Here is a 19,838-nt window from a genome sequence, read left to right as displayed (position 1 = left end):
AGAGACCCATCCTAAATCCGGTCCTCCACATGGGGGCTGTATGGAACTTCTCCACAGGCGGTCGATCCATCCACAGATTCGGGCTGCGACAAGACGTTCGAGGTGTGTGGTCCAACGGGTACGCGACGCTGTTGTGCATGGGACACGAACCACTCATCCATCGCAGCGAAGCGCTCGCGCTCGGCTACACACCGGGGGAGATCCGCGGCTTCGTCTCGACCGGCCGATGGGTGCGGTTGGCTGCCGGAATCTTCCTTCCCCGCGACACCTACGACACTGCCGACGATTACGGCCGCCATCTTTTTCATTCGCTGGCCGTAGTGCAGGTGGCGTCTTCGGACACCGCACTCAGCCACGTGTCGGCTGCGGTGCTCCACGGCTTGCGACCCTGGCGGATATCACTCGACGACGTCCACCTGACCCGGAACCGGCCGAGCGGAAGCAAGAGGTCGCGCGGGAGGGTGATGCACGCGGCGCGTGTGGATGAGTGCGACCTGAGGGAGAAATACGGGGCCCGTGTCCTGGGTGTGGCTCGGACCGTCCTCGATCTTGCGGCGTCGGAGCCGCTCGAGCAGGCCGTGGTGCTAGGCGACCAGTCGTTGCGCCAGGGGCTCGTCGACATCGGTGAGCTGGAACATGCTGCCGGGCGAATGGGCAGCCGTCCGGGCCGTCCTCGCGTGTTGCGAGCGGTGCGCTGCATGAGCGATCGAAGCGACAGCGTCGGCGAGTCGCGCAGCCGAGTGCTGATGTCCCGTGAGCAACTGCCCACTCCTCTTACACAGGTCGACGTGTTGGACTCAGCCGGCCGATGGCTGGCACGCGTCGACTTTCTGCTACCTCAACACGGGGTGATAGGCGAGTTCGACGGGCGGATCAAGTATCGGCGCGATGGTGTCGCTACGACCGACGCGGAGGACGTCGTCTATCGGGAGAAGTTGCGTGAGGATCAGCTACGTCACGCGGGCTGGGTGGTGGTGCGGTGGACGTGGGCAGATGTGGAGACGCCCGGTGCGGTCGCGGCGAAGATTCGCGGTGCGATTGCGTTGGCGCAACGGGGGAGCGGTCCGACGGGAACCTTCAAAGTCAGAAGGCTCGCAACGCAAAAGTGAGGCTCGCAATGCTGGTGGCGAACCACCGGCGTTGCGAGCCTCACTTCTTCGTTGCTTACCTACTTGCGGCCGGGAGGCTTGGGGCCACCCTTGATCTGCAGTCCGCCGGCCTTCGCCTTGGGCGGAGCCGGCGCGTCCGACGCGGGCTCGGCGGCGACGGGCTCAGGTGCAGTTTCCGGCTCGGAAGTCGGCTCCGCTGCAGGCGTCGGCGCTGCGGCCGGTGCTGCCTTCTTCGGGCCAGCCCCCTTCAGTCCGCTCTTGAGCTGCAGTCCGCCCGGCTTCGCCTTCGGGATCGCAGTCTCCTTCGGGGCCTCTGCAGCGGGTGCGGCGTCGGCGGGAGCCTCGGCCTCAGGAGCTGCCTCGGGTGCAGGCGCAGCCTTCGGAGCTGCCTTCTTGGCGCCGGGGCCCTTGAGTCCGCTCTTGAGCTGGAGTCCGCCGGGCTTGGCGGTCGGAGGTGCCGACTCGGCTGCGGGTGCAGCGGCTTCGGGAACTGCAGCTTCCGAAGCGGCCGGTGCCGCTGCCTTCTTGGCGCCGGGGCCCTTGAGTCCGCCCTTCATCTGCAGTCCGCCGGGCTTGGCCTTCGGGACGGCCGGAGCTTCGGTCGGTGCAGCCTCGGCCGCGGGAGCCGCTGCCGTCGGTGCCGCTGCCTTCTTGGCGCCCGGTCCCTTGAGCCCACCCTTCATCTGCAGTCCGCCGGGCTTCGCCTTCGGAGCCTCCGCTGCCTCGGCCGCAGGTGCCGCTGCGGCAGCGGGTGCGGCTGCTTTCTTGGCGCCGGGGCCCTTGAGTCCGCCCTTCATCTGCAGTCCACCGGCCTTCGGAGCACCCGTCGTCTTGGGGGCTGCCGGGGCTGCAGCGGCCTCCACAACCTCCTCGACACGCTCTTCCTCGACAGCCTCGGCAACAGCCTCGACCTCGACGGGAGTTTTCGGCTCCTGGATCACCTTCAGGTTCTCCGTGAGCTTCTCCGGCTCGACACGGGAGATCGACTCGAGCATCAGCTGCGCGACGTCGACGACCTCGACACCTTCGCCCTTGCCCTCTTCCTGACGTGCCGTGACACCGTCGGTGAGCATGACGCGGCAGAACGGGCAGCCGGTCGCGATCTTCTTGGGATCGGTGCTCAACGCCTCGTCGACGCGGTCGACGTTGATGCGCTTACCGATGCGCTCCTCCATCCACATGCGGGCGCCACCGGCACCACAGCACATGGACCGCTCACCGTGGCGAGGCATCTCGACGAGCTTCGCGCCCGATGCGGCCATGAGCTCACGCGGCGCGTTGTACACCTTGTTGTGGCGGCCGAGGAAGCACGGATCGTGGTAGGTGACGTCTTCACCGACCGACGTGACCTGGATCAACTTCTTCGCCCGCACCAGGCGGTTGAGCAGCTGGGTGTGGTGGACGACTTCGTAGTTGCCGCCGACCTCCGGGTACTCGTTGTTCAGCGCGTTGAAGCAGTGCGCGCACGTGACGACGATCTTGCGCTTGCTCTGCTCGACACCCTCGAACACTCCGTCGAGGACCTCGATGTTCTGCTGCGCGAGCTGCTGGAACAGGAACTCGTTGCCCGCACGGCGAGCCGAGTCGCCGGTGCAGGTCTCGTCGGCACCGAGGACCATGAACTTGGTACCGGCGGTGGCGAGCAGCTCGGCGACGGCCTTCGTCGTCTTCTTGGCGCGGTCTTCGTAGGCGCCGGCGCAGCCGACCCAGAAGAGGTACTCGTAGCCGTCGAAGCTGTCGGCGTCCTGACCGAACACCGGGATCTCGAAGTCCATCTCGTTGATCCAGTTGAGACGGTCCTTGGAGTTCTGACCCCAGGGGTTGCCCTTGTTCTCGAGGTTCTTGAACAGACCAGCGAGCTCGGACGGGAAGTCCGATTCGATGAGCACCTGGTAGCGACGCATGTCGATGATGTGGTCGACGTGCTCGATGTCCACCGGGCACTGCTCGACGCATGCGCCACAGTTGGTGCAGCTCCACAGGGTCTCGGCATCGATGACGGGGGTGAGCTCGCCGGCCTCGACGAGTTCGGCCGATTCGCCGACGAGCTTGCGTCCCGCTTCGGCACGTGCCGCCTCGGGGATCTTGGCGAGCGCCGCTTCGTTGACGTTGCCCTCGCTGTCGACGAGACCGACCTCGTCGCCGCCCATGTCTGTGCGGCCGCCGGCCAGCAGGTACGGGGCCTTGGCGTTGCCGTGGTCGCGCAGCGACATGATGAGCAGCTTCGGCGACAGCGGCTTACCGGTGTTCCAGGCGGGGCACTGCGACTGGCAGCGGCCGCACTCGGTGCAGGTGCTGAAGTCCAGCCAGCCCTTCCACGAGAAGTCCTCGATGCGACCGGCGCCGAACGTGTCGGTGTCGGGATCGGCGTCTTCCATATCGACGGGCTTGCCCTTCGACATCATGGGCTTCGCTGCACCGAGAGCGACGCCACCGTCGTCCTCACGCTTGAAGTAGATGTTGAAGAACGCAGCGAAACGGTGCCATGCGACACCCCACGTGATGTTGCGGCCGACGACGTAGAGCCAGATCATGCCCGACATCAGCTTCACGAACGCGAAAATGGCGACCATCGTGGTGCTCGCGGGCAGCAGCTTGGCGAGGTTCATCGTGAAGAAATCGGTCGACATGTGGCCGCCGCCGTAGGTGGCGATCTTGCCGGCCTTCACGAAGATCATGCCCAGGCCCTCGATGAGCACGACGGCTTCGACGAAGTACGCGGCCTTGAAGTCGGAACCGGTGAAGCGCGAAAGCCCTGCGGGCTTACGAGGGTGGTTCAGCTGGCGGATGATGATCAGCGCGACGATGCCGATCACCGTGCCGAGGCCGAGGATCTCGTCGATGAAGTGGTAGACGCCGGTGCCGCCGATGAGGGGCCAGTGGAACTCGGGGTTGAAGGTCTGTCCGTATGCCTCGAACCAGACGATGGCTCCGAGGAGGAAACCGACCATGACGAGCCAGTGAGCCCAGCCGACGGTCCGGAACTTGTTCATTCTCGTGTGGGCGAGGAACTCGACGACCATCTGCTTGAAGCGCGGGAAGAACGGACGCCAGCGATCCGGGGCCGGTTGGCCGATCCGGATCGCGCTGACCATCTTCCACGCGCCGCCGATGAAGGAGTACCAACACACGAGGCTGAGCAGCACGCCGATCGTGCCCAACGTGATCGTCAGGGCATTCATACGTGGCCTTTCGTGTCGGGGGCGGACAGCCCGCCTGGTATAAGCCTCCGCATCGTAACGCACGCTAAGTTACCCACTGGTAACTAGGAGGGAATTACTGGTGAGTAACTAGGTGCTGCGGTGCTGAGGGCTGGTGCGGCAGTCACCGTATAGTCGGGCAATTCGCCAATTCGAGCCAGGATGCCCTAACTGCAATTCGTCGAATGTGTGACTTGGTGGCGCTTCAGGACACGATTCGGCATCTATCAGGCCTTACCCGGATAACAAATTGCTGTGAGGTCGGTTATGCTTCTGATCCGGATGTGACTTTCGGACAAATGGAATGTCGTCGGGGGTTCGGAAGTCGCACGCGTACTAGGGAAAATTGGGGGCGTCCTCGGGGCGTGCGCCATGTCACAGAACGGAAACACATGAAGCTCAGGAAGCTTGCCGCCGTGGCGACGATGACCATCGCCGCTATGGGAATCACGGCCGGAACCTCCTACGCGGCCCCGGCGGCCCCGGACGAGATCAACTACGAGTCGAAGGTCGACGGCGATTCCGTCGTCACCGTCATCGACGCCGGTGCATTCCAGGTCTCGGGCGACGGCCAGAGCGTCGAACTGCAGGACAACGCTGGCAACACCGTCGTCAGCCTGCCGCTCGCGGTTCAGCTCGGCGACATCCAGCTGCCGTTCGAGCGTGAGATCAGCGAAGACGGCAAGACTCTGACGCTGACGCCGGTCACCGACCTCTCGCAGGCAACTCCGGTTGCTCCCGAGGACAAGGTCGCCCAGGGGATCACGCCGGTTGCACTCAAGGTCACCGACGTTGCTTCGCCCGACGAGAACCTCAAGGCTCAGCAGAACTTCGCGTCGCAGCTCGGTATTGCGACTGCTGTTGGCGGCCTGACCGGCACGATCATCGGTGCCATCATCGGTACGTTCGTGATGCCTGCGGTCGGCACTGTTGCGGGTGCGGGCATCGGCGGCGTCATCGGCACGATCGTCGTTGGCGGCCCGACTCTTGCCATCGCTGGAATCGGCCTGATCCAGACTCTTACGGCACCCCCGGGAACCACGGTGTACGCGAACTGATTCTTCAATCGACGAACGGCCTCGCCATCCATAGGACGGCGAGGCCGTTCGACGTTCAACGTCAGCTCATCCAGAGCAACCGGACCAAGAGGTTGACCCAACCTGCTACCAAATCAGCGCTACCCGTAACCGATCCGAACATTTGCATGTCCTCCCTGTAGTTCGCCGACGATGAGCGGAACCATTCCCGTCATCGTTCGTTTCGCGGCCGAACGAGATTTCAGGAGCGTATCCCGCTTCGATCTTGATGCCGCGTCGACACTCCGCACCTGCATCCGCCGTCGCCCCCGTCTCACCGTTCTCCACGACTGAGCGAATGTGCCACTGGGGTCGATGACGGAGACGAATGATTCATTCGCTCGGAACGGCGGGCAGGGCTGAGGCGCAGCCAGAGGCTGAATGCAACAGTGCCCGCCTTCCGTGTGGAAGGCGGGCACTGTGTTGGTTACGCGGTTGCTTCGCGAGGACTATCCGGTGCGGATCGTCAGGCCCGGGTTCTCGGCGAGGATCGAGTTGATCGGCGTCGCGAACAGTTCGGGGGATTCACCCAGCAAGCCGCTGACGATGGTTGCGATCTCGCACAGGCCGTACTGGCCGACGTTCGACGCACTCGAGATACCCATGGCGAGGGTGCCTGTGACGAGCGTGCCGCCGCTGTCGCCCTGGAGGGCGCACAGGTTGGTCGAGAAGCCGTTCTGCAGGACACGCTGGCCGATCTCGACGTTCTGGCTCGTCGCGGTCACGAGGCCGCAGCTGTAGCCGGTACGCAGGCCGGACTTGCAGACGGGCGTTCCGACGATCGGATCGGCGGTGCCGGTGATCGGCAGGGGAGCGGCACCCGGCACGCGGACACCGTTGTTCTCGAACCGGCCTTCGGCCTCACCGGTGGGCCGGATGATCGCGTAGTCGCTGTCGTCCAGGCTGGTCTTCTCGAACTTGCCGAGGTGCTGACCGAGCGCCTCACCGTTCAGTTGGTACACATCGGACGCCCACTGGGTGCCGGCCTGAGCGCGGTTCGGATCGCAGTGTCCGGCGGTGATGTTGACGGGACCGCGGCGGTCTTCGGCGTTGAAGCCGAGCGAGCAGCGCAGACCCGTTCCTTGCCCGAGCGATGCGTATGCGTCGCCACCGAGCAGGGCGTCGGGTGCGGCCGTGCCGGCGACGGGGTGCAGGTCTGCGGCAGGCTGCGGAGTGAGATCGGTGGGGGCGAACAGCACTCGCACACCCGCGAGGAACTCGGGCAGTTCCAATCCGGCGACATTCTCGGCGCGCACGATGACGTCGTTGTTGATGACGTCGATGGCGACACCGCGAACCACATCGGCGACGGCCGGCGGCTGCGTCTCGAGCCAGTCGTTGAGGGCCTTCAGTTCGTCGTTGAGGGCGTGCTCGCTGTCCTCGGTCCGCTGCACTGCGAAGCCTGCGTCCTCGGCGGAGGTGCGGGCCTCGTCGAACTGCTCACCTTCCGCGAGTCCGACGGTGGGGGTGCCGTGGTCGTCGAGCCACACACCGGCGAACACGGCCGCGAACTGCTCGCGGGCCTTCTCTGCGAACTGTGCTAGGTCCTGGCTGCGCGCGGCGTCCTGAAGGAACCGCTCAGGGCTGATCTGAAGGTCTCGATCCAACGCTTCGACGAGTTCGGCGGGCAGGTCCGTGGTCTGGACGGGAGCCGGGTCGGCCTGGGCCACCAGTGCTGCGGGTCCGATGAGGAGCGCAGCGGCTGAGCCGAGGACGGCTGCCCGACGTGCGAAGGAGCGTCGCATGGATACCTTTCTCAGTGACCTCCACGCGTGACGTGGAGATGCCGATCGGAGCGGATCGGCGACACGATCATATGGGTTGAAACCGGTAACCGAGCCGGACTTCCTGGTTACCAGTGTGTCGCATGTGACTTCTGTGATTATTCGGGTGCGGATTCCGTGCGCACACGGGTTCCGGTGGCGTCTGCGATGTCGCCGACCGCGATCCCGAGGCTCGACGTCCCGCCTGTGGTGGCGAGCACGAGGTTGGCCTCGACGCAGTCGGGCGCACCGGCACTGTTCGACCCCGAGATCACGCCGAGCGCGAGAGTGCCTGTGACAATCGCGCCGCCACTGTCGCCCGACAGGGTGCACGCGGTGGTCGCGAAGCCACGAATGGTGGTTGCACTGCCGTTGGCGTACAGGAGTTGGGTCTCGACGTGGTCGGCTGCAACAACACCGCACGTGAACGACGACGACTGTCCCGATTTGCACACGGGAGCGCCCACCACGGGACGTGCGGTACCGGTGACTGTCAGGGTCGATCCGTTTCCGCCACGGACCGTCGGGCGGTTGAGGCCTGCGTCGACACCCGCATCGTTGAGCGAGATGATGCCGTAGTCGAGGCTGCTGTCGGTGCCTGCCGTCGAGTTCGTGAACGAGCCGATCTGCACGCTCTCGTCGATGTTCCCGCGGTTGGGCAGGTACACGGTGGAACCGCCGTCTTCGCGGGCCACCGCGTCGCAGTGGCCGGCGGTGATGTTGACGGGGTCGCCGTTCGCGTCGACACCGTTGAACCCGAACGAGCAGATGCCGATGCGCTCGAGCGGCGTGTCGCGCACGTCGCCGTCGGCGGTGATGTAGGTGTCGCCGCCGAGCGGAGCCGGGTCGTTGGCCGGCAAGCCGGGCGACAGCTGCACCTGGATGTTCGCGATGAGCGACGGCAGGTTCAGCGCGCGGCCGAGGGGCGAGTTGACGATGTCGACGACGATCTGGTTGTTGAGCACATCGATCGACGTGTTGTTGACCTGCGACGACACCTCGCGCGGCAGTGCAGCGACCCAGCGGTTGAGTTCTGCGAGTGCCTGCTCGAGCCCGTCGGCCGAGATCGGCGCGACCGTGGCCTGGTAGCCGTCCTGCTCGGCCTGGCGTGCTGCGTCATGGTTGGTGACGGCGACGACCGGCTTCCCGTCGGAGTTCATCCATGCTCCGGCGAAGTCGGAGGGGCGCTCGGCGCGGAAGTCGCGAGCATAGGTGTTCAGCTCCTGGGCGCGGGCTGCGCGCTCGAGGTACTGCTCAGGGGTGAGTCCGAGATCTCGCTGCACGGCCTCGACGAGTTCCGCCGGAAGTTCGGGCGTCTCCGCGGGAGCGGCGTGCGCGGTTGAGGTCAGCGGTCCGACCAGCAGCACCGCTGAAGCCACGATTGTGGCGGCACGACGGATGGTGGTACGGACTGCGGCGCGCGACGCCGGCGAGTGACGCATGAAGGCCCTTCATAATTGGTCGATCTTGTGTCTGAACTGGTGTTTTGCAAACCCTGGCCGTGAGGTCCGTGTGGTCCTCGGATAGCGTACGGCACCGGCCGTTGATCTTGAATAGGCCGGAAGTACCGATTCGGCTAGATCTCCCCGGAGGTTGTAGCGGTGGTCTCCGAAGAGGGGGCTGCGGATGTGGTTTCTGGGTCCTCGGGCTCCACCGGCTCTCCCGGTTCTTCGGGCGATGTCGTCGGCGCTGGTGAAGACTGTGATGACGAACTGGAGCCGCCGCCACCCGAACCACTGCTCGGCTCGTTCGGCGGGTTCCGGCGTGACCAACCGGTGCTGCTGCTCGTCGGCGCAGTGGTCGTCGACGTGTTCTCTTTCGGGGTCGTCGAAGACCCGCTGTTCGAGGTCTCCGTCTCGTATTGCGTCTGCGGGACGTCCGTGGCGATGTACCCGGGCGCCGTGTACTCGGCCTCCTGGACCTCTGCGGTCGTCGAGGTCTCGGCGGTTTCCGAGGTCGTGGGTATCGCCGATGTCGATCGCGGCTCGGGCTGTGTGGCGGTCGGGATGATTGCGCTCGGCGCGGTCGTCGTCGGCGGGTTCGCGCTCGCGGTGGAGGTGTCGCGCAGCGTGAAGACGAGGACGCCGACGCCGACTATCAACGCGACTGCCGCGGCTGCGGCCCAGACGCCGATCTTCGGTTTCTTGCCGGGATCATCGGTATCCGAGTCCGGATCGGTGGTCTTGGTCGGACCCACCTTTCCGGATGTTGCCGCGTTCACGGGGGCGGTGTCCCTGCCGACCGCTGCCGGTGAGGCTCCGGACACAGCGGTAGGCGAGATCTTGGCGATCACCGCGGTGGTCTCGGGATCGAGGTCGGCGCGCTTCGGGCCGGTCGGGCGAGTGGCGGGCAGAACCTGTGTGGATCCGAGGAGATCCACCGACCCCGCGGCGGCAGCGAGCGCAGCGCCACGAACCATCGTCTGGTGGGGGTCGGGTGCAAGTGCGCATCGCACGCCGAGACCGGCCTTGATGGACTGGGTGACGATCTGCGCCGCGCTGGTATCGACAGTTTCGTCGAGGGTCACGACGATCGCGTCGAGGTTGGTCACGAGCCAGCCGAACGCTCCGAGCGCTGCCGACAACTGCGCGGACACCGACGGGGCGTCACCTTCGGCGAAGCGGAAGGCCTTGCCCGCGACGACACCGGAGCGGACGAGCGTGACGGTCGATCCGTGCGGGTCGATGTGGTAGACCGCGACGAGGCGACCGGTCTGGTGTGCCACCTGCGACTCGAACCACGCGGCGGCGGCCTCGGCGTCGGAAATGAGGGAGACGTGTCGCAGGCCCACGTAGTCGAGGGCGTTGCGAAGCAGCGCGACGGTCGACGGCGGCCAGTCGGTGGGGTGGGAGGCGACGACGGTGTAGTTCTCGTCGCCGATCATGGTCCCGGCGTCGGCGATGAGGCATTCCATCGCGGTTGCGACGAGATCTTCCGCGCGGGACAGGGCGCCGTCGTTGGCGCGGACGCCGTTGGATCGTCCCAGCCGGTCGACGAAGTCGGTGAACGAACTGGTGCTGCCGTCGACGACGTGGTGTTCGCCCAGTGTGGCGGTGCCGTCGGAGTGCAGGTGCACTGCGGTGCGCCGCTCGATGGGTTCCGGGTCGGGCCGTCCGGGGGAGGGGGACGTCACGGCAACCGATGACACAGTGGTGCCGACCCTCAGGCCTACGCCTACGGACATGCCGAGTTTCCCCCATTCGTACAGGACGTGTCTCGATGTCGATTTCCGCCATCGCACCCGGAGACCGAGCGAGACGATCGTTCCTGGTTTTCGCAGAAATGTACAGAAGATTGCCCATTTTGTGGTAGGTCCGACGGGGAAGTCCTCGCGATTCCGGGCTTGATCCTCACGCCACGTGAGGTCCTAGCGTCGAGCGTGCCGGCGCAGAGAGCGCCGGTGGAAGTGGGTGAACGATGCCGACGACACATTCCGGCCGGCAGTGGAAGGTCGGTCGCTTGGCGGCGGATACCGGTCTGACGGTGCGGACGCTGCATCACTACGACGACATCGGTCTGGTACGTCCGTCGGGACGTACTTCGACGGGGCACCGGTTGTACGAGGACCGGGACGTGCACCGGCTGTATCAGGTGCTTGCTCTGCGCCAGTTGGGTTTGTCGCTCGATGCCATCGCCGCGGTCACGGACGGGGGTGCGTCGCTGTCGGAGATCCTCGATGCGCACCGCGCCTATCTGGACGAGCAACTCGCCGCGACGCGGATGCTGCGCGCGCACGTCGAGATGCTCGGCCGGAAGGTACGCACGTCGCCGGACGCCTCGGTCGCCGACTTCCTCGAAGTGATCAGAGGAGTGATCGACGTGGACGACACGATCAAGCAGTACTTCGACGAATCTCAGCTCGCCGATCTTGCAGAGCGGCGCGCAGAGCTGGGCGAGGACACGATCGCGGCGGCGGAAACGTCGTGGAAGGTGCTCATCCCACGCGTGGATGCCGCATTGAGCGCGGGGATGGACCCGACGTGCGCCGAAGCGCAGGAGATGGCGGCGCAGTGGATGGGGCTGCTCGAACAGTTCCATGGTGGTGACGACGGCCTACGGGAGAGCCTCTACCGCATGCACACCGACAATGCGCAACGGATCGAACAGGAGTTCTGCGGGCCGAGTCCCGAGCAGATCGAGTTCATCGCGAAGGCGAACGAGGCTCGGTCGGCGTAGGACTCCGCCGGCGTAGAAGCGGAAGAACGGACAGATACAACCTTCGCGAAGGTCTGTATCCGTCCGTTGTTCTTGTCACTACCGTCTGTTCTTGTCACTACCGTCGACGTGCTCTGCCGGCTGCGTCGACCAGGCGTGCGCGCACCGCATCGAACTCGAACAACTCCCGCCACGTCCACCGCACCACCTCGTAGCCGAGCGACCGGATCGCGTCCTCCCGGAGCTTCTTGCGATGGACCGTCTCGGCGGGTCGCGCCGGGTTCGTCGGAGCCGTATTTGCCGCGTCCGTCGAACTCGCCGACCACGCCGGGGGTCCTTCCAGAGGAAGTCGGGCCGGGCGACGAACACTCCGGAGTCGGTTCGGAGTTCGTGCTGAAGTGCGGGAGCGGGGAGGCCCGCAGTGTGGATCCGGAGCCGGCTCGGTGACTCGCCGGGGCTTTCGCTGCGGCCGTTGAGGAACTCCACTGCTCGACGGGCTTTCGCGATCCCTTGCCGCGCCCGTCCCGCGGCCACTGTCTCGGGCAACGACGGTGCGGCGGCCGGATGCATCCGCAACGCGGAGTCTCCAGCGATCACCGCCTGGTCGATCGGCAGGGTACGTGCCAGGTCGACGACCGTTCGCGCGACGGAAGTCACGGGTACGCCGTCGACGTGGCAGATCTCGTCGGGCCGTAGTGGCGTCGTGTGGATATGCCGGGTGGCGCGGCGGCTACCACCGGAGGCGCGGTCGCGGGTGACGTGAACGCACGTCGGATCGATGTCCCACAAGTCGAATCCGTGTAGGACGGCAGCCGAGACGTGGCTGATGGCTTCGTCGTCGAGACAGATACCGCGCTTCGGAAATGGTGTAGGTGTCCGTTTCCGTCGATACTTCGAGTGATTTGAATCACATTCGGAACAATCCGCCTATACCTGCCGTTGGATCCATCAGACAACTTGAGCGTATGAGACTCAACTTGCTTGACTTGCAGGGTCCTGCGGGTGCAAAGTCGAGTCGACCGCGCTCAGTGTGAGTCGGACAGGCTCAGGTTGAGCAAGGAACATTCTCGAAGCATTTGGAGGAAATCATGGCTCGTGCGGTCGGTATCGACCTCGGGACCACCAACTCGGTCGTCTCCGTTCTGGAGGGCGGCGAACCCGTTGTGGTCGCCAACGCTGAAGGTTCACGCACCACCCCGTCGGTTGTTGCGTTCGCCAAGAACGGCGAAGTTCTGGTGGGCCAGCCCGCCAAGAACCAGGCGGTCACCAACGTCGACCGCACGATCCGCTCGGTCAAGCGCCACATCGGCACCGACTGGACCGTCGCGATCGACGACAAGAAGTACACCTCGCAGGAGATCAGCGCTCGCACGCTGATGAAGCTCAAGCGCGACGCCGAGGCGTACCTGGGTGAGGACATCACCGACGCGGTCATCACGGTCCCCGCGTACTTCAACGACTCCCAGCGTCAGGCAACGAAGGAAGCCGGCACCATCGCCGGGCTCAACGTCCTGCGCATCGTCAACGAGCCCACCGCGGCCGCGCTCGCATACGGCCTCGACAAGGGTGAGAAGGAACAGACCATCCTCGTCTTCGACCTCGGTGGCGGCACGTTCGACGTGTCCCTCCTCGAGATCGGCGACGGCGTCGTCGAGGTGCGTGCCACCTCCGGCGACAACCACCTCGGTGGCGACGACTGGGACGAGCGCGTCGTGAGCTGGCTCGTCGACAAGTTCAAGTCGCAGCACGGCGTAGACCTGACCAAGGACAAGATGGCCCTGCAGCGTCTGCGTGAGGCTGCGGAGAAGGCGAAGATCGAGCTGTCGAGCTCGCAGTCGACGTCCATCAACCTGCCGTACATCACGGTCGACGCGGACAAGAACCCGCTCTTCCTCGACGAGCAGCTCACCCGCTCGGAGTTCCAGAAGATCACCAACGATCTCCTCGAGCGCACCCGTGCGCCGTTCCAGCAGGTCGTCAAGGATGCAAGCATCGCTGTCGGCGACATCGATCACGTCGTGCTCGTCGGTGGTTCCACCCGTATGCCCGCCGTCACCGACCTGGTGCGCGAGCTCACCGGTGGCCGTGAGCCCAACAAGGGTGTCAACCCCGACGAGGTCGTCGCTGTGGGCGCAGCCCTGCAGGCCGGCGTGCTCAAGGGTGAGGTCAAGGACGTCCTCCTGCTCGACGTCACCCCGCTGTCGCTGGGTATCGAGACCAAGGGCGGCGTGATGACCAAGCTCATCGAGCGCAACACCACGATCCCGACCAAGCGGTCCGAGACCTTCACCACAGCCGACGACAACCAGCCGTCCGTACAGATCCAGGTCTTCCAGGGCGAGCGCGAGATCGCAGCGCACAACAAGCTGCTCGGTTCGTTCGAGCTCGGCGGGATCGCACCGGCTCCTCGCGGCGTCCCGCAGATCGAGGTGACCTTCGACATCGACGCCAACGGCATCGTGCACGTCACCGCCCGCGACAAGGGCACCGGCAAGGAGAACACGATCAAGATCCAGGACGGCTCCGGCCTGTCCCAGGAAGAGATCGACCGGATGGTCAAGGACGCCGAGGCCCACGCCGAGGAAGACAAGACCCGTCGCGAGGAGGCCGAGGTTCGCAACCAGGCCGAGTCGCTCGTGCACCAGACCGAGAAGTTCATCAAGGACAACGAGGAGAAGGTGCCGGCCGACGTCAAGGAGAAGGTCGAGGCAGCCATCAAGGAAGCCAACGACGCTCTCGCCGGATCCGACATCGCCGCTGTGAAGGCTGCCGTCGAGACGCTCGCGACCGAGTCGCAGGCTCTCGGCCAGGCCATCTACGAGGCGCAGGGCGCCGAGGGTGCGGCAGCCGATGACGGCGCGGCCGCCGGTGCCGACGACGTCGTCGACGCCGAGGTTGTCGACGAGCCCAACGACACGGAGAAGAAGTGACTTCGGGTACCCCCGAGCAGGAGCCGGTCACCGTCACCGACAAGCGACGGATCGACCCGGAAACCTTCGAGGTTCGCGACGCCGAGCCTCTCGAAGGCGACGTGGTGGAGCCTGCTCCTGACTCGGAGGGCGACGCAGAACTGGCCGCCGAGGCGTCGGTGGAGGCGCCGGGATCGGACGAACTCGCCGAGCGCACTGCAGATCTGCAGCGCGTCACGGCCGAGTACGCCAACTACCGGCGCCGGTCCGACTCCCAGCGCACCGCAGCGGTGGAGGAAGCCAAGGCCTCGGTCGCGGCGAAGTTCCTCGACGTGCTCGACGACCTCGACCGTGCGCGAGCACACGGAGATCTCGAGTCGGGCCCGCTGAAGGCCATGTCCGACAAGTTGACCACCGTGTTCGACTCGCTCGGGCTGGCCGGATTCGGAGCCGAGGGCGACCCCTTCGACCCCGAACTCCACGAGGCGGTCCAGATGGAGGGCGACGGAAACCATCCCGTTCTCGGGACGGTCCTGCGCAAGGGCTACCGCTACAACGAGCGGATCCTGCGACACGCGATGGTGACCGTGACCGACGGAGATCCGTCGGACACACCGCAAGATAAGCCGTCGGACGAGTCCGGCGCAGAGTAAGAACAACAACAACGGAAGGAGGAGGCGCCCAGTGAGCCAACGGGAGTGGATCGAGAAGGACTTCTACAAGGATCTGGGCGTTTCCTCGTCCGCATCGGCCGACGAGATCAAGAAGGCCTATCGCAAGCTGGCGCGGGACCTGCACCCCGACGCCAATCCCGGCGACACCGCCGCCGAGGAACGTTTCAAGGCGGTCAGCGAAGCAAACGCTGTGCTGTCCGACCCTGCCAAGCGCAAGGAATACGACGAGACCCGTCGCCTGTTCGCCTCCGGGGGCTTCCCCGGCGGCGGCAGTGGCTTCCAGCCAGGCAGTGGCGGATTCTCCGGGGGCAGCACCTTCGACCTCGGCGACCTTTTCGGTGGGGGCGCAGCCGGCGACGGCGGCCTCGGCGACCTCTTCGGCGGCGTGTTCAATCGCGGCGGAGGCGCCGGCGGTGCCGGCCGGTCGCGTCCGCGTCGCGGCGCCGACGTCGAAACCGAAACCACACTCGACTTCCGTGACGCCGTTCTGGGCGTCACCGTTCCGCTGCGCATGACCAGCCCCGCGCCGTGCACCACGTGTCACGGCAGCGGCGCCGAACCGGGCACCAGCCCGCGTGTCTGCCCGCGCTGCAACGGAAGTGGCATCGTCTCGCGCAACCAGGGCGCGTTCGGTTTCTCGGAGCCGTGCGACGACTGCCGCGGCAGCGGCTCGATCATCGACAACCCGTGCCACGACTGCCACGGATCCGGAGTACAGAACCGCACGCGCACCATCACGGTCCGCGTTCCCGCCGGCGTGAAGGACGGATCCAAGATCCGTCTCGCCGGGCAGGGCGAGGCCGGACTGCGCGGCGCGCCGTCGGGCGACCTGTTCGTGACGGTACATGTGCGCTCCGACAAGGTGTTCGGTCGCGAAGGCGACGACCTGACCCTCGTGCTTCCGGTCAGCTACGGCGAACTCGTGTTGGGCGGCACCGTATCGGTGCCGACGCTGGAAGGTCGTGTCGGGCTGAAGATTCCGCCGGGCACCGCCGACGGCCGGGTCATGCGTGTCCGCGGTCGTGGTGTCGCGAAGCGCGGCGGCGGCTCGGGCGATCTGTTGGTGACCCTCAAAGTGGCTATCCCGCAGAACCTCGACGACAAGGCGACCGAGGCGCTGCGCACATATCTTCAGGCCGAAGAGGCCGGTGGATTCGATCCGCGTGAAGGATGGGCAGGTGCACGATGAGCGAGACGCCAGGTTTTCGCAACTCACCCGACCCGGATGCACGTGTCTACGTCATCTCGGTCGCGGCCGAACTCGCGGGGATGCACGCGCAGACGCTGCGTAACTACGATCGGCTCGGACTGGTGACCCCGCACCGCACCAGCGGGGGCGGTCGCCGGTACTCGCCGCGCGACGTCGAACTGCTCCGCGAGGTGCAGCGGCTGTCGCAGGACGAGGGTGTGAGCCTCGCCGGTATCAAGCGGATCATCGAACTGACCAACCAGGTCGAGGCTCTGCAGCAGCGGGTCTCGGAGATGTCGGTGGAGATCGCCCAGTTGCGTTCGGCCCGGCGCGACCTGGTTCCCCTCCCACGCAGCAATGCGCTGGTGGTGTGGAAGCCGCGCGGCAAGCGCGACAACTGACACGTCGATCGCCTCCCTCGACGCCCTCCCGATCAGCGGAATTCCGCGAACGGAGAGTCTTCCGCACGGGCACACTGTGGCGTGTTCCACAGGACCGAAGCAGCGGAAGGCATCAAGCATGGTGGATTGGGCCGAAGAATGCGACGTACTCGTCGTCGGATCGGGAGCCGGAGGGTGCTGCGGCGCCTACACGGCAGCACGTGAAGGACTCTCCGTCACACTCGTCGAAGCCTCCGAGTACTTCGGCGGCACCACCTCGTACTCCGGTGGTGGCGGTGTCTGGTTCCCGACGAACGCGGTATTGAAGCGTGCCGGTGACGACGACACCATCGAGGACGCACTCGAGTACTACCATGCCGTCGTCGGCGACCGGACTCCCCGAGAGTTGCAGGACGCCTACGTTCGCGGCGGTGCGCCCCTGATCGACTATCTCGAGTCCGACGAAGATCTCGCGTTCACGCCGTACCCGTGGCCCGACTACTTCGGTAAGGCGCCCAAGGCGCGCGCGGGCGGACGCCATATCGTGCCGACGCCGCTGCCGATCGCCGGCGACCCCGAACTCAACGAGTCGATCCGCGGTCCGCTCGGACGCGAACGCAACGGCGACGCGCTGCCCGACATGCTCATCGGTGGTCGCGCCCTCGTCGGCCGGTTCCTCATCGCGCTGCGCAAGTACCCCAACGTGCAGTTGCACCGCAACACCCCGCTCGAAGAGCTCGTCGTCGAAGACGGCGTGGTGGTCGGTGCGATCGTGTCGAACGGACAGGAGCGTCGCGCGATCCGGGCCCGTAAGGGAGTCGTCCTCGCGGCCGGCGGCTTCGATCAGAACGACGAGATGCGCAGCAAATACGGTGTTCCCGGCGCCGCGCGCGATTCGATGGGTCCGTGGTCCAACCTCGGCAAGGCGCACCAGGCCGGTATTGCCGTCGGCGCCGACGTCGATCTGATGGGCGAGGCCTGGTGGTCGCCCGGCCTCACCCATCCGGACGGCCGCTCCGCGTTCGCACTGTGCTTCACGGCCGGCATCTTCGTCGACCAGGACGGTCACCGTTTCACGAACGAGTACGCGCCCTACGACCGTCTCGGTCGCGAGGTCATCGACCGCATGAACGCCGGGAAGATGACGCTGCCGTTCTGGATGATCTACGACGACAGCAAGGGCGAGGTCCCCCCGGTCGGTGCGACGAACGTTCCGTTCTCGCCGACCGAGGAGTACGTCGAGAAAGGTTTGTGGAAGTCCGCCGACACCCTCGCCGGACTCGCCGAGCAGATCGGTGTACCGGCAGCTGCTCTCGAGGCGACGGTCACACGATTCAACGATTTCGTGGCCGAGGGCGTCGACAAGGACTTCGGTCGCGGCGACGAGCCCTACGACCTCGCCTTCACCGGTGGGGGCTCGGCACTGGTCCCGATCGAGAAGGGGCCGTTCCATGCCGCACAGTTCGGGATTTCCGATCTGGGCACCAAGGGCGGCCTGAAGACCGACACGGTGGGTCGCGTCCTCGACACCGCGGGCAAGCCGATCACCGGCCTGTACGCGGCGGGGAACACGATGGCTGCGCCGAGCGGCACCGTCTACCCGGGCGGTGGCAATCCCATCGGTACGAGCGCCCTGTTCGCGCACCTGGCCGTCAAGGACGCCGCGACACGCTGACCTGTTACCAGCAAAAAAGCACGGGCCGAACGTCACTCACCCTCATCGGGAGGGAGGCGTTCGGCCCGTGTCGTCTCGCCGGGGGAGTTTCAGGGATGAGCGACCGTGTAGGTCACCTTCATGAACGGGAAGCCTGTCTCTACGTGCGGCGCGATGGAATACCCGTGCCGGTTGGCGCCGTCGATCCGCGTGCCGTCCGCATTCGCGGGACCGGTGCCGTAGTTGTTCGACATCAGCGCTACCTGCCCGTCGCCCGGCATCGTGTAGGCCACTTGGATTCCGAGCCCACGCCGGTCGGTTGCGACAGCGCTGATCGTCTCGGTCGCGTGCGCTGCGATCACTGTGGCAGGTTTGTCGACCCACTGCCCGTAGTCGTTGCTGTCGCCGGCGTAGATCATCGGCGCGTCACTGTTGTTCGTGACGGTCATGGTGATGGTGGGGCCGTCGTCGGGAAGTCCGTCGGCGCTCGCCGTGACGGGGGCGGCGAGGGTCGCGGTGGCGAATACAGCGGCGATGACGCGGGTGCGAAGTCTCATGGTGCTCCTGCGGTTGTCTCGGTGCCTGCTGCCGGCGACCGGCCGGCCGACAAAGTGTACCCGCGAGTAGATTTCTGCGGGATCACCTTCCCATTCCCGTTTCCCGCCCCTGACAGACGAATGTCACCTTCGGCAACTCGAGGTGCATGAAGGTGACATTCGGCCGATCCGATCCAGGGTCAGGCGGGGACCAGCCCACTGACCTGCGCCACCAGTTCGAGCGACCGCAGCCACGCCGCACGACCCGGTGCCGACGACACGACGATCAGTTCGTCGGCCTGCGCGCGCTCGGTGAACCGGTCGAGGTAGTCACGCACCTCATCGGCGGTACCGACGGCGGTGTAGCGCAGCATCGTGAGCACCTGCATTCCGGCGGGGGAGTCGAGCAGCATGTCGATCTCCTCGTCGGTGAAGGTGCGGCCCCGCCCTACCATCTGCACGACGCGCTGACGCTTGGTCTGCTCGAACAGTTCCGCGGCCTCGTCGGCGGTGTCGGCCGCGATGACGCCGACGCCTGCGATGACGTGCGGCTCGGGGTGTTGTTCCGACGGCTGGTACTCGTTCCGGTACAGCTGCACTGCTTCTTCGAGTGCCTGTGGCGCGAAGTGCGACGCGAACGCGTACGGCAACCCGAGGAGCGCGGCGAGCTTCGCGCCGAACAGGGACGATCCGAGGATGTAGAGCGGCACGTCGGTGCCCTTACCGGGGACCGCGTCGACGCCGGGGATGCGGGAATCACCACGCAGATACGCTTGGAGTTCCAGTACGTCCTGCGGGAAGCTGTCGGCCGACGACGGGTCGCGGCGCAGGGCCCGCATGGTCTTCTGGTCGCTGCCGGGTGCGCGACCGACACCGAGATCGATACGCCCCGGGTGCAGCGTCTCGAGGGTGCCGAACTGCTCGGCGATGGTGAGGGGCGAATGGTTGGGAAGCATGATGCCGCCCGCGCCGAGACGGATCGTCGAGGTATGCGCGGCGACGTGCGCGATGAGCACACTGGTCGCCGACGACGCGATGGTCGGCATGTTGTGGTGCTCGGCGTACCAGATCCGGCGGTAGCCCCACTTCTCCGCGAGCTGGGCCATCTTCACGCTCGCCTCGAAACTGTCGCGTGCAGTCTTGCCCTTGCCGATGTGTGCCAGATCGAGAATGGAGAGAGGAACTGTCACCGA

The 19,838-nt window shown here is 65.9% G+C and carries 14 protein-coding genes; 8 read left to right on the top strand and 6 right to left on the bottom strand.

All coding sequences use genetic code 11. From position 1 onward, the window contains the following. Nucleotides 1-137: 137 nt before the first annotated feature. The gene (locus Q7514_RS22510) at nucleotides 138-1,109 is read left to right on the top strand and encodes a hypothetical protein (RefSeq protein WP_330135486.1); all 972 of its coding nucleotides are present in this window, start codon (nucleotides 138-140) and stop codon (nucleotides 1,107-1,109) included. 59 nt (nucleotides 1,110-1,168) lie between these two features. Here the strand turns inward: Q7514_RS22510 and Q7514_RS22505 are convergent, their stop codons facing one another. Continuing rightward, nucleotides 1,169-4,291: a (Fe-S)-binding protein gene (locus tag Q7514_RS22505; RefSeq protein ID WP_330135485.1), complete on the bottom strand. Its 3,123-nt coding sequence runs from the start codon at nucleotides 4,289-4,291 to the stop codon at nucleotides 1,169-1,171. A gap of 410 nt (nucleotides 4,292-4,701) precedes the next feature. Here Q7514_RS22505 and Q7514_RS22500 point away from each other — a divergent pair, with 410 nt between their 5' ends. Next, nucleotides 4,702-5,367: an ammonium transporter gene (locus Q7514_RS22500; RefSeq protein ID WP_330135484.1), complete on the top strand. Its 666-nt coding sequence runs from the start codon at nucleotides 4,702-4,704 to the stop codon at nucleotides 5,365-5,367. 467 nt (nucleotides 5,368-5,834) lie between these two features. Here the strand turns inward: Q7514_RS22500 and Q7514_RS22495 are convergent, their stop codons facing one another. The 3 genes from Q7514_RS22495 to Q7514_RS22485 form a co-directional block, all read right to left on the bottom strand. Continuing rightward, entirely contained in the window at nucleotides 5,835-7,130 is a 1,296-nt protein-coding gene (locus Q7514_RS22495) for a S1 family peptidase (protein WP_330135483.1), read from the bottom strand. 137 nt (nucleotides 7,131-7,267) lie between these two features. Beyond that, complete coding sequence (locus Q7514_RS22490) at nucleotides 7,268-8,590, bottom strand: S1 family peptidase (RefSeq protein WP_330135482.1); 1,323 nt, start codon at nucleotides 8,588-8,590, stop codon at nucleotides 7,268-7,270. A gap of 134 nt (nucleotides 8,591-8,724) precedes the next feature. After that, entirely contained in the window at nucleotides 8,725-10,332 is a 1,608-nt protein-coding gene (locus Q7514_RS22485) for a hypothetical protein (RefSeq protein ID WP_330135481.1), read from the bottom strand. 233 nt (nucleotides 10,333-10,565) lie between these two features. Between Q7514_RS22485 and Q7514_RS22480 the strand changes: the two genes are divergently transcribed. The 6 genes from Q7514_RS22480 to Q7514_RS22450 all read left to right on the top strand — a co-directional run bounded on the left by Q7514_RS22480 (nucleotide 10,566) and on the right by Q7514_RS22450 (nucleotide 18,130). Then, nucleotides 10,566-11,324, top strand: coding sequence for a MerR family transcriptional regulator (locus Q7514_RS22480; RefSeq protein WP_330135480.1), 759 nt, complete (start codon nucleotides 10,566-10,568; stop codon nucleotides 11,322-11,324). 1,067 nt (nucleotides 11,325-12,391) lie between these two features. Further along, nucleotides 12,392-14,233 (top strand): molecular chaperone DnaK, encoded by a 1,842-nt coding sequence (dnaK, locus tag Q7514_RS22470; protein ID WP_330135479.1) that lies wholly within the window; start codon nucleotides 12,392-12,394, stop codon nucleotides 14,231-14,233. Continuing rightward, nucleotides 14,230-14,865, top strand: coding sequence for a nucleotide exchange factor GrpE (gene grpE, locus Q7514_RS22465; protein WP_330135478.1), 636 nt, complete (start codon nucleotides 14,230-14,232; stop codon nucleotides 14,863-14,865). Before dnaK ends, grpE begins: the two co-directional genes overlap by 4 nt. Before the next feature lie 31 nt (nucleotides 14,866-14,896). Next, entirely contained in the window at nucleotides 14,897-16,075 is a 1,179-nt protein-coding gene (dnaJ, locus tag Q7514_RS22460; RefSeq protein ID WP_330135477.1) for a molecular chaperone DnaJ, read from the top strand. Continuing rightward, nucleotides 16,072-16,476 (top strand): heat shock protein transcriptional repressor HspR, encoded by a 405-nt coding sequence (locus Q7514_RS22455; RefSeq protein WP_330135476.1) that lies wholly within the window; start codon nucleotides 16,072-16,074, stop codon nucleotides 16,474-16,476. The genes dnaJ and Q7514_RS22455 overlap by 4 nt, the downstream gene beginning before the upstream one ends. Before the next feature lie 118 nt (nucleotides 16,477-16,594). Next, on the top strand, nucleotides 16,595-18,130 hold the full coding sequence (locus Q7514_RS22450; protein ID WP_330135475.1) for an FAD-binding protein: 1,536 nt from the start codon (nucleotides 16,595-16,597) through the stop codon (nucleotides 18,128-18,130). A gap of 89 nt (nucleotides 18,131-18,219) precedes the next feature. Here the strand turns inward: Q7514_RS22450 and Q7514_RS22445 are convergent, their stop codons facing one another. Then, nucleotides 18,220-18,666 carry a hypothetical protein gene (locus Q7514_RS22445; protein WP_330135474.1) on the bottom strand — a complete coding sequence of 149 codons (447 nt, stop codon included), beginning with the start codon at nucleotides 18,664-18,666 and terminating at the stop codon, nucleotides 18,220-18,222. Between the two features lie 179 nt (nucleotides 18,667-18,845). After that, complete coding sequence (locus Q7514_RS22440) at nucleotides 18,846-19,835, bottom strand: LLM class flavin-dependent oxidoreductase (protein WP_330135473.1); 990 nt, start codon at nucleotides 19,833-19,835, stop codon at nucleotides 18,846-18,848. Between the last annotated feature and the right edge of the window lie 3 nt (nucleotides 19,836-19,838).

Origin of the sequence: Rhodococcus artemisiae, from assembly GCF_036327795.1 — a bacterium.
Classification (GTDB): Bacteria; Actinomycetota; Actinomycetes; order Mycobacteriales; family Mycobacteriaceae; genus Rhodococcus; species Rhodococcus artemisiae.
The sequence above is the reverse complement of the archived record's forward strand: the minus strand, read 5'-3'. Positions and strand labels throughout refer to the sequence as shown.

Excerpts from the sequence above, each read along its gene's own strand:
- Q7514_RS22510 (WP_330135486.1), top strand. The coding sequence starts at position 138 with ATGGGACACGAACCACTCATCCATCGCAGCGAAGCGCTCGCGCTCGGC.
- Q7514_RS22505 (WP_330135485.1), bottom strand. The coding sequence starts at position 4,291 with ATGAATGCCCTGACGATCACGTTGGGCACGATCGGCGTGCTGCTCAGC.
- Q7514_RS22500 (WP_330135484.1), top strand. The coding sequence starts at position 4,702 with ATGAAGCTCAGGAAGCTTGCCGCCGTGGCGACGATGACCATCGCCGCT.
- Q7514_RS22495 (WP_330135483.1), bottom strand. The coding sequence starts at position 7,130 with ATGCGACGCTCCTTCGCACGTCGGGCAGCCGTCCTCGGCTCAGCCGCT.
- Q7514_RS22490 (WP_330135482.1), bottom strand. The coding sequence starts at position 8,590 with ATGCGTCACTCGCCGGCGTCGCGCGCCGCAGTCCGTACCACCATCCGT.
- Q7514_RS22485 (WP_330135481.1), bottom strand. The coding sequence starts at position 10,332 with ATGTCCGTAGGCGTAGGCCTGAGGGTCGGCACCACTGTGTCATCGGTT.
- Q7514_RS22480 (WP_330135480.1), top strand. The coding sequence starts at position 10,566 with ATGCCGACGACACATTCCGGCCGGCAGTGGAAGGTCGGTCGCTTGGCG.
- dnaK (WP_330135479.1), top strand. The coding sequence starts at position 12,392 with ATGGCTCGTGCGGTCGGTATCGACCTCGGGACCACCAACTCGGTCGTC.
- Q7514_RS22455 (WP_330135476.1), top strand. The coding sequence starts at position 16,072 with ATGAGCGAGACGCCAGGTTTTCGCAACTCACCCGACCCGGATGCACGT.
- Q7514_RS22450 (WP_330135475.1), top strand. The coding sequence starts at position 16,595 with ATGGTGGATTGGGCCGAAGAATGCGACGTACTCGTCGTCGGATCGGGA.
- Q7514_RS22445 (WP_330135474.1), bottom strand. The coding sequence starts at position 18,666 with ATGAGACTTCGCACCCGCGTCATCGCCGCTGTATTCGCCACCGCGACC.